Annotated in this window: 9 protein-coding genes; 2 read left to right on the top strand and 7 right to left on the bottom strand. The window is 64.2% G+C overall.

The window, feature by feature from the left end; translation table 11 throughout:
• Positions 1 to 57: 57 nt before the first annotated feature.
• On the bottom strand, positions 58 to 768 hold the full coding sequence (locus tag FYB76_RS16055; RefSeq protein ID WP_088754579.1) for a response regulator transcription factor: 711 nt from the start codon (positions 766 to 768) through the stop codon (positions 58 to 60).
• A gap of 299 nt (positions 769 to 1,067) precedes the next feature.
• On the opposite strand from FYB76_RS16055, the gene FYB76_RS16050 reads away from it, so the two are divergent.
• Entirely contained in the window at positions 1,068 to 1,490 is a 423-nt protein-coding gene (locus tag FYB76_RS16050) for a hypothetical protein (RefSeq protein ID WP_154134260.1), read from the top strand.
• 215 nt (positions 1,491 to 1,705) lie between these two features.
• Positions 1,706 to 2,668 (top strand): Tim44 domain-containing protein, encoded by a 963-nt coding sequence (locus FYB76_RS16045; RefSeq protein ID WP_088754581.1) that lies wholly within the window; start codon positions 1,706 to 1,708, stop codon positions 2,666 to 2,668.
• Positions 2,669 to 2,926: 258 nt separating this feature from the next.
• On the opposite strand, the gene FYB76_RS26660 is transcribed toward FYB76_RS16045, so the two are convergent.
• The 6 genes from FYB76_RS26660 to FYB76_RS16020 form a co-directional block, all read right to left on the bottom strand.
• A complete protein-coding gene (locus FYB76_RS26660; RefSeq protein WP_195724649.1) occupies positions 2,927 to 3,088 on the bottom strand; it encodes a hypothetical protein in 162 nt (53 codons plus the stop codon).
• Between the two features lie 2 nt (positions 3,089 to 3,090).
• The gene (locus tag FYB76_RS16040) at positions 3,091 to 4,074 is read right to left on the bottom strand and encodes an aliphatic sulfonate ABC transporter substrate-binding protein (protein ID WP_154134259.1); all 984 of its coding nucleotides are present in this window, start codon (positions 4,072 to 4,074) and stop codon (positions 3,091 to 3,093) included.
• Between the two features lie 25 nt (positions 4,075 to 4,099).
• Complete coding sequence (locus FYB76_RS16035; RefSeq protein WP_229296987.1) at positions 4,100 to 5,029, bottom strand: ABC transporter permease; 930 nt, start codon at positions 5,027 to 5,029, stop codon at positions 4,100 to 4,102.
• A 4-nt stretch (positions 5,030 to 5,033) separates the two neighbouring features.
• Positions 5,034 to 6,020, bottom strand: coding sequence for an aliphatic sulfonate ABC transporter substrate-binding protein (locus FYB76_RS16030; RefSeq protein WP_154134258.1), 987 nt, complete (start codon positions 6,018 to 6,020; stop codon positions 5,034 to 5,036).
• 357 nt (positions 6,021 to 6,377) lie between these two features.
• Positions 6,378 to 6,983 (bottom strand): sensor histidine kinase KdpD, encoded by a 606-nt coding sequence (locus FYB76_RS16025; RefSeq protein WP_088754584.1) that lies wholly within the window; start codon positions 6,981 to 6,983, stop codon positions 6,378 to 6,380.
• Between the two features lie 2 nt (positions 6,984 to 6,985).
• A complete protein-coding gene (locus FYB76_RS16020; protein WP_088754585.1) occupies positions 6,986 to 8,614 on the bottom strand; it encodes a response regulator in 1,629 nt (542 codons plus the stop codon).
• Positions 8,615 to 9,005: the final 391 nt, after the last annotated feature.

The following is a 9,005-nucleotide window of genomic DNA, read 5'->3' as shown; positions in this document are numbered from 1 at the left end:
GCGGTCATGGGGGATCAGCGCGCGGCTTGCAGGCCAGAAGCGAAGGCGGACGCGGCTTCAGGCCGCGTTGTTGGAGGCCGCCAGCGGGGCAGCGCCGTTCTCGGGCAGCTTCTCCAGGCAATAGCCGAGCCCACGCACGGTGGCGATGCGCACGCCGCCGACCTCGATTTTCTTGCGCAGGCGATGGACATAGACCTCGATGGCATTGTTGCTGACTTCCTCTCCCCATTCGCACAGGTGGTCCACCAGCTGTTCCTTGGAGACCAGGCGGCCCGTGCGTTGCAATAATACTTCGAGCAGCCCCAGTTCCCGCGCCGACAGTTCCAGCATCTGCTCGCCGATGTAGGCAATGCGGCCGACCTGGTCGAAGGACAGCGGACCATGCTTGATGACGGTCGGCCCGCCGCCGGCACCGCGCCGGGTCAGCGCCCGCACCCGTGCTTCCAGTTCGGAGAGGGCAAAAGGCTTGGCCATGTAGTCGTCGGCACCGAGGTCCAGGCCTTGCACGCGCTGTTCCACCGAATCGGCCGCCGTCAGGATCAGTACCGGCAGGCGCGAATTGCGCGCGCGCAGGCGTCGCAGCACCTCCAGGCCGGACATCTTGGGCAGGCCCAGGTCCAGGATCAGCAGGTCGAAATCCTGGGTGGACAAGGCGGAATCGGCTTCCACGCCGTTCTTGACGCAATCGGCGGCATAGCCGGAATGGCGCAGGGAACGGGTCAGTCCGTCGGCCAGTACGCTGTCGTCTTCAGCAAGGAGGATGCGCATAGGGATCGGTCAGCGAGGCAGGGCCGGCTGAATTGTCTCGGATGGTTGAATTATTGTGCTTCCTTTTCATTCATATTCCACTAATTCAACCCCCAATGCAAATCAGGGATTGCCTGATGAGACCCGTCTTTGCGCCAGGTCACGTCGCGGCTTTGAAGTGTAACAATTCAGATTAGGGCATTGAAGTCTGAAGCTTAGGCCTTATAGTAGGAAGCGTCAGCAATATTTACTTGCTGGCAGCGCAATTTTTGTTGATATAATTTCTCGCATCCATTTCTGGAAAACCGCTGGAAAATCTGATGAAACGTTTGTGGGTCCTCCTGCTGATCTGTCTGCTCCCGGTGCAAGTATTTGCAGCGGTGCTGACGTACGCCAGCTCGATGGCCGCGACCGACTTCGCAGTGCCGGCCCCGGTGCAAGCCGCCGTGGCGACCCAGCACCTGGTGTCCAAGACCGTTTCCCTGTCCGACCAGGCCGTGTCGCCCGCTGAAGACCAGTCGCACGCCCTGGTGGCCGATGCCGCCGGCAGCGACGAAGACAGCACTGGTTACGCCGACAGCGGTGAAGATTTCTCCACGCACGCCGGTATCGGTGACGAGCCCGTGCTGATGCAATCCCTGGCCATGGTGCCGCAAACTTCCCGCCTGGCGCCCGCTCTGCGTAGCGATGCCGCCCTGCAACCCCCGTTCCTGCCCCGCGCAGGACGTCCTCCCCGGGCCTGATCCCGTCGCCACGCGCGACAGGTTTTGCTGCGCCCGCTGAACTGCCCCTGATGATCTGAGGCTTCGCGCCGTGCGACAGCAGGACCCTGCGCGTGCGCGGCCAGCGCCGGCCCGCTCGCGCCGGCGCTGATCTGCCAGGGCACACCCGATCCAGTTATTCCCGAATTACGGCCGATGTGACCGCATCACATCATCAGAATCCTCTAGGAGATAGCATGAAAAAAGCATTTGTCGCGCTGATAGTGGCGGTGATGACGCTCTCTGTTGGCATGTCGGCCGTCGAAGCCAAGCGTCTTGGCGGTGGCGGTTCGATCGGCAAACAGTCTTCCAGCGCCAGCCGTCAGGCGCAAAGCCCTGCCCCGATGCAGCAGAACCAGGCTGCCGCTGCCAAGCCGGCCGCACCTGCCGCCGCTCCGGCTGCCGCAGCGGCCAAGCCGAGCATGTGGAAGGGCCTGCTGGGTGGCGCATTGTTGGGCCTGGGCCTGGGCGCGCTGCTGTCGCACTTCGGCCTGGGTGGCGCACTGGCCAGCATGATCAGCACCATCCTGACCGTGGCCTTGATCGCCCTGGCGATCATGTTCGTGATCCGCCTGTTCCGCCGCAAGTCGGAGTCGGCACAGTCCGCGCAACCGGCACCGGCCTGGGCCAGCGCCGCACCGCAAGCGGCTGACACCCAATCGGCCACGCCGCAGATCGGCTCCATGTTGAAGACCGACCAGTCCGCAGCCTCGACCACCCAGAACGGTTTCGGCGGTGGTTTCGGCAATGCCGAGGCAGCGCCTGCCTACGGCATCCCGGCCGGTTTCGACACCGTGGGCTTCGTACGCAATGCCAAGACCTACTTCATCCGCCTGCAAGCGGCATGGGACAAGGCTGACATCAACGACATCCGCGAATTCACGACGCCCGAGATGTTTGCCGAGCTGCGCCTGCAGATCCAGGAACGCGGTGCTGCCGCCAACCAGACCGATGTGGTGTCGCTGGATGCAGAAGTGCTGGGCGTGGAAACCGTGGGCAATGATTACCTGGCCAGCGTGAAGTTCTTCGGCTTCATCAAGGAAGATCCGACCGCCTCGCCGGCCCAGTTCGCCGAGATCTGGAACCTGTCCAAGCCGGCTGCCGGCCAGGGCGGCTGGGTGCTGGCTGGTATCCAGCAGCTCGATCCGGTGCACGGCTGAGTCATCGGCCCGGACAAATTGGCAAGAACGTTCATGTAACAAGTTTCAGTTTGGCGCGGAAGGCGGCGGTTAGTGGATGAGCGTCGCCAGTCCGTTTTACCGCCGGCTTTTGCCGGCGGTTTTTTTTGTTCGCTTTGTTCTGCATTCCACGCCTGAAGTTTTCTTCATTTCGGTCCGCCACCGCCTATGTAGCGGGCTTCACGATTCCTCTTCCGGCTTTTTCCTTCATGGCGCAGCGCTCAAAAAAAAAGCACCGCATCAGCGGCGCTTGTGAGATTGCTCGTCCGGCGCACTGCCGGAGCACTCCCGATGCCGATCCCGGTCGCGCCGTGAACGACGTCCGTCCGACAAGGGAAACAGCAGCGCCACCACCACGAGGATGACCAGCAATACCAGCGTGATCTGGTCCAGCCCGTCCATGTTCAGCCAGCCTTTCCGGGCGACCAGATCACCACGTCGCCGGTATCGACTTTCTTGGGCAGGAGTCCAGCCGCCAGGAAGGTGTCGGCGATGCGTTGCTGCTCGCCCAGGGCCTCGCGCCTGACCGCGCGCACCTCATAGCTGCGGCGGCTGTTGGCCAGCTCGATGGTGTCGGCGTCCAGGCCCCAGAGCGGTGCCAGGAAGTTTGCTGCCTCGCGTGGCTGCTGCTTGACCCACAGCCCGGTCTTCTTCAATTCATCGAAGACCACGCGCAACACCTCGGGATTGGCCTGCGCAAAGCTGGCCGAGGCCAGGTAGTACCGCTGGTAATCGGCCACCCCGCGTCCATCGGAAAGGATGCGCACCTGCGATTGCCGCTGCACGCCCGCCAGGAAGGGATCCCAGGTGACCCAGGCATCGACGCTGCCGCGTTCGAAGGCGGCGCGGCCATCGGCCGGCGACAGGTAGGCGGCATCGACGTCGCTGAACTTCAGTCCGGCCTTCTCCAGCGTGGCGATCAACAGGTAGTGCACGCCGGCCGCCTTGGTGACGGCAATCTTCTTGCCCTTGAGGTCGCTGGCCGTGCGCAGCGGCGAATCGGCCCGCACCACGATGGCCTGTGCGGCCGGCGAGGGCGATTCCTGCGCTACATAGGCCAGCTTGGCGCCGGCCGCCTGGGCAAACACCGGCACCGTATCGGCCACGTCGGCGCTGAGGTCGACACCGCCGACGTTGAGTGCTTCGAGCAGCGGCAAGCCACTGGCGAATTCATGCCAGCTGATCTTGGCGCCACCGGGTCCCAGCAGCTTTTCCAGCGTGCCGTTGGCTTTGAGGATGGTCAGCAGGGTGGAGGATTTCTGGTAGCCGATGCGGATGGCCTTGCCGCTTAGCGCCAGCGCGGATGCGGGTGCTACGGCACCCAGGCCCAGGGCGGCGCCAGCCTGCAGCAGGCGGCGGCGGGTGAAGTCGGTGCGGTGCTTGGACATGGATGTGCTCAGGTAAAAGGGAAAATCAGGATTTCTGCTGGCTGGATTGACGCCGTGCATCGCGCCAGCCGAGGCTTTTCTGCTCGACGGCGCGCAGCAGGCTGTCGCTGAGCTTGCCCAGCAGGGCGAGGATCAGGATGGCCGCCAGCACCAGGTCCGGACGGCTGCTCTCACGCCCGTCGGAGAGCAGGTAGCCGACGCCCTTGGTGGCGGCGATCAGCTCGGCGGCCACCAGGAACATCCAGGCCAGGCTCAGGCCGCCACGCAGGCCGGCAAACAGGTAGGGCAGGGCGGCCGGCAGCAGGATGTGGCGGATCAGTTCGGTGCTGGTGAGGCCGGAACTGGTGCCAACTTCGATCAGCTTGTGGTCGATGTCGCGAATGCCGGCCACCAGGTTCAGATAGGTCGGGAAGAAGGCGCCGATGGCAATGAGCACCACCTTGGGTGTTTCATCAATGCCCAGCCACAGCAGCAAGAGCGGGATCCACGCCAGGCTGGGAATGGCGCGCAGCGCCTGGAAACTGGGTTCCAGCAGGGCTTCGGCGCGGCGGCTGATGCCGACCAGCAGGCCCAGGGCGACCGCCAGCACGCTGCCGATCACGAAGCCGGCGGCGACACGGGCGAGGCTGGCGGCGATATGCGGCAGCAATTCACCGCGCTGCGCCAGCCTCCACAGGGTAGTTGCCAGCTCGCTGGGCGGTGGCAGCAGGCGCGCGGGAACCAGGTCGAGCCGGGCAGCGGCCTCTATCGCCAGCAGGAACAGCAAAGGCACGATCCAGCCGGTGAAGCGCCCCGGACGATAGCCATCGTCATGCGGCCAGCCACGGCGGCGCGCAGTGGCGGCGCGCGCCCCGCGCGGCCGGGCGGCCTCGGTCTGGCCGTGGGCTTGGGCCTGCGGGTTACCCAGCTTGGACTTGGCCTGCAGCGTGGCCGGCAGCGGCATGGGATCAGCCATGGCCTCAGGCCTTCACCACGCCCTGCGCATAGCTGGGGTCGATCAAAGCATTGATGGTGCGCGGCAGGTCGGTGCCGCTCTTGACCAGGTCTTCTTCCAGCAGGATGGGCGAGGCAGCGCGCAGCGCTTCGATATGCTCGCGGCCGATCTGCGGGTGTGAGAAATCGTTGCGCTTCAGTTGCAGGCGCGCCACCGGGGCCGACAGCTTGGACTCTTCCGACAGCAGGGCCACGGTCTCGTCGGGATGGGTGATGATCCAGTTGCGCGCACGTTCATAGGCGGCAATCACGCGCTTGACCTGGTCCGGATGACGGGCGGCGAACGTGTCGCTGACGTTGAGGAAACCGTAAGTGTTGAAATTGACGTTGCGGTAGATCAGGCGTGATCCGGCTTCCAGTTCACTGGCGGCCAGATGCGGATCGAGCCCGGCCCAGGCGGCCACGCGGCCCTGTTCCAGTGCAGCGCGGCCATCGGCGTGCTGCAGGTGGACGATCTCGACATCGCTCTTCTTGAGGCCGTTCTCGTGCAGCGCGCGCAGCAGGAAGAGATACGGGTCGGTGCCCTTGGTGGCGGCGATCTTCTTGCCCTTGAGTTCGGTGATGGACTTCACCGTCGAATCCTTGCCCACCGCCAGCGCCGTCCATTCCGGACGCGAATAGATGTAGACCGCCTTGACCGGATTGCCGTTGGCGCGCGCCAGCAGGGCGGCCAGGCCGGCGGTGCTGCCAAAGTCCACGCTGTCGCTGTTGAGATATTCGAGCGCGCGGTTGCTGCCGGCGCTGAGCACCCATTTGACTTCCGTCCCTTGCGCCTTGAGGTCTTCCTCCAGCCAGCCGAACTTGCGCAGCACCAGGCTGGGCGGCGAGTAGTAGGCATAGTCCAGGCGGATGGTCTTGGGCGGCTGTGCGGCGCGCGCCAGCAGGGGCGCGCTGCCCAGTACGGTAGCGCCGAGCGCGGCCGGGGCCAGGCGCAGGAAGTCTCTGCGTTGCATGAATGGGTTCTCCCTTGGTTGGATCGTCCCGCGCGAGGTGGCGCAGCGCGGCCATTGCCGGCCGCACAGGCGGGACCAACCGACACTCTAAGGAGGAAGCCCTGGCGGAAGAACGACTATTTTCGCGCTTGCATATGCGGGCGGCGCATGTGGGCGGGGCGTCTGCAAAGGGGCAGGGATAGGGTGGAGCAGAAGTTTACTGGTGCAGTCCTGTGCTCCTGTACTCCTGTACTCCTGTACTCATCTATTCATGTACTCATGCACTCATGCACTTCTGCACTCATGCAGTGCTGTACAGGAGACCCTGGCCGGACAGGGTCGAAGCGGAGGAGGCAGCGCCGGGCGCTCCCCACCGGTTCAGGGCAGGCACAGCTCGAACAGCGCACCGCCATCAGGATGGTTGGACAGGCGCGCTTCGCCATGCCGGGTCTCCTTGTTGTGGGCAGTGGCAATGGCATTGCACAGGTCCATGCCCAAGCCGGTGGAAGGCTTCTTTTCCTGGGTGCCGATGCCGGGGCCATCGTCGCGCACCGTGAAGATCACGCCGCCTTCCGGATGTTTGCGGCAGCCCAGCGCGATCTGCGAACGCGCGAAGCGGCTGGCATTCTGCAGCGCCGCTTCCAGCGCCAGCGCCACCAGGTGTTCATCGAAGAAGCCGATGACCGGCATGTCGGTCTCGTCCACCCGCAGGGCGATGTCGCTGCTGCGGGACATGCCGTGCTCGCGCACCAGCGCATCGAGGAAGTCCAGCGGCGAGACGGCCTCGACCTGCGCGCGCAGGCCCTGGGAATCGGCCTTGTAGAGGGTCAGGAAGGCGATCAGCTTTTCCTGCAGGGCCAGGCAGGTGACATGGGCCTGCTGTACGCGCGGCACGTCGTCGGACAGGCGGCGCAATTCCCCCTCCAGCACGCCCAGGGAGTTTTTGATGTCGTGAATGATGATCGCGGCAAGCTTGGGATCCATGGTCAGCTCTTCGGGGCTACTTTGGTCAGGGTGTCGCGCAGGAACTTGTGCATCTTCGCGACTCTATCGTTGCCGGGAATCAGGCGGTCCAGGGTGGCCAGGTAGCGGCGCACGCGCTTGACGTATTCTTCGTTCCAGCCGCGCTGGCTCATCCACAGCAGGTGCAGCTGGGCTGCCGCCAGCAGCACGCCGGTGTTCTCCGGCATGCTGGCCAGCGCCTCTTCCAGGCGCGCCAGCGATTCGTCGGGTTTGGCGCTGCGCATGAGGGCATTGGCTTCGGCGATGATGCTCATGCAGTGCTTGACGGCACCGTCGATGAGTTCCTCGGCCAGGTTGGCGCGGCCGGTATCGGCCAGCACCTTGCGCGCCAGCATCTGCAGGGTCTTGTTCTCGTGGTCGGACTTGACGGCCTCGGCAATGAGCTTGGCACCTTCCTCATCCTTGCCCATCGAGAAGGCGGCCTTGGCCAGGGCCAGGGTGGCGGTGTCCGAGGCTTCCTTGCCGGCGGCCTGGCGGGCGGTCTCGAAGGCTTGCTGGGCCGAGATGGTGTCGCCCAGCTGGACGTAGGCCTGGGCCTGCACGGCGGCCTGCGCGGAGACGAAGAGGTTGGATTCCTCGTAGCGGCGCGGCGCGCTTTCCAGCAAACGCAGCGCGGCATCCGGATCGCCGCTGTCGATGTGCACCTGGGCCAGCGAGAGCAGGTCGGTGGGCTGCGCGGTGAGCGAACCCTTGGTGTGCTTCAAGACCTTGTCATAGGCCTCGCGCGCCTGGTCGAGATGGCCGCTGCGGTAGGCCACGTCGCCCACCAGGCGGCTGCGGCGCGCCGAGGGAATGATCTCGGAGGACCTGGTCAGCGCCTCCAGCGCGCCTTCCTGGTTGCCCTGGGCTTCGTCGATCTGCGCCATCAGGTCGTAGGCGGCGATGAACTGCTTGTTCTGCGCCAGTACGTCTTGCACGATCACGCGCGCATCATCCATCTGGCCGGCCACAATGTTGCAGCGGGCCAGGCCGATCTTGGCCCACACCAGGTCGTCGCGCATGGCCAGGGCCTGCTTGTAGACCTCGCGCGCTTCGTCGATGCGGCGTTGTTCGATCAGCAGCGTGCCCTTGGTCTTCATGATTTCGACGATCCACTTGGGGGCCGACTTGAGCACGTTGTCGCATTCGATGATGGCGCCGGCGATGTCCTTGCGCTTCATCTTCTCGGTCACCGGCAGCATGGCGTGCTGCTTCTCCAGCAGGCGATCCACGCGCTCGGCGATGCGGCTGGCCGTCAGCGGCTTCAACATGTAGGCGTCGGGCTGGAACTCGGCGGCGCTGGCCACCAGGTTGTAGCCGCTCTCGGCCGTCACCATGATGAACATGCAGGTCGGCGACAGCATGTTCTGGGTGCGGAAGAACTCCAGCAGCTGCTGGCCGTTGCTTTCCTTGTTGAGGTTGTAGTCGCAGATGATCAGGTCATAGGTGCCGGATTGCACGAAGCGGATGGCTTCATCGGGCGTGGCGGCCTGGTCGACCTTGGTCACGCCGAGCTGCCCGAGGTGCATGCGGATGTTCTGGCGCATCGTCGGCATGTCGTCGATGACCAGGCAGCGCAGGGCGCTGATGTGGCTGAAGGGCACTAAACTCATGAGAACGGTCTGTAAAGCGATCTGTAAGGCGATCTGTTCGGGATTGCGGAATGCCGTGGGCCGAATAATTGCCGCGATGCAATATCGTGCAAGATGACGACTATTGATATCAATTAAGCCATTGCTGACGAATTATTCCCACCAACTCACGAGTGTGCCGTTTTTTTTCCTTCCATGCATCATTCCTCTGCGATTTATGAAGTTTTTGGCAGGGCGGGCTCTCGTATAATTGTGGTTTTCGCCCACGGATGAAATCTGGGCCGACAAAAAGGCTTGCGCCGGGCACTGTTTTTTTATACAGTATCGCTCTATCGGCGCGGTCATCCACTGCTGCCGGGCAAACTCAGCGGCGGGCCGGCGATGGCCAGCCACCGCGAGCAAGATCCAAGCA

It is taken from the genome of Herbaspirillum sp. CAH-3 (genome assembly GCF_009668275.1).
GTDB classification, from domain to species: domain Bacteria; phylum Pseudomonadota; class Gammaproteobacteria; order Burkholderiales; family Burkholderiaceae_D; genus Herbaspirillum; species Herbaspirillum aquaticum.
This window is presented reverse-complemented; position numbering and strand designations above follow the sequence as displayed.

Bases quoted from the DNA above. Each gene is read 5' to 3' on its own strand.
- FYB76_RS16030 (WP_154134258.1), bottom strand. From the start codon at position 6,020: ATGCAACGCAGAGACTTCCTGCGCCTGGCCCCGGCCGCGCTCGGCGCT.
- FYB76_RS16020 (WP_088754585.1), bottom strand. From the start codon at position 8,614: ATGAGTTTAGTGCCCTTCAGCCACATCAGCGCCCTGCGCTGCCTGGTC.
- FYB76_RS16055 (WP_088754579.1), bottom strand. From the start codon at position 768: ATGCGCATCCTCCTTGCTGAAGACGACAGCGTACTGGCCGACGGACTG.
- FYB76_RS16050 (WP_154134260.1), top strand. From the start codon at position 1,068: ATGAAACGTTTGTGGGTCCTCCTGCTGATCTGTCTGCTCCCGGTGCAA.
- FYB76_RS16035 (WP_229296987.1), bottom strand. From the start codon at position 5,029: ATGGCTGATCCCATGCCGCTGCCGGCCACGCTGCAGGCCAAGTCCAAG.
- FYB76_RS26660 (WP_195724649.1), bottom strand. From the start codon at position 3,088: ATGGACGGGCTGGACCAGATCACGCTGGTATTGCTGGTCATCCTCGTG.
- FYB76_RS16025 (WP_088754584.1), bottom strand. From the start codon at position 6,983: ATGGATCCCAAGCTTGCCGCGATCATCATTCACGACATCAAAAACTCC.
- FYB76_RS16045 (WP_088754581.1), top strand. From the start codon at position 1,706: ATGAAAAAAGCATTTGTCGCGCTGATAGTGGCGGTGATGACGCTCTCT.
- FYB76_RS16040 (WP_154134259.1), bottom strand. From the start codon at position 4,074: ATGTCCAAGCACCGCACCGACTTCACCCGCCGCCGCCTGCTGCAGGCT.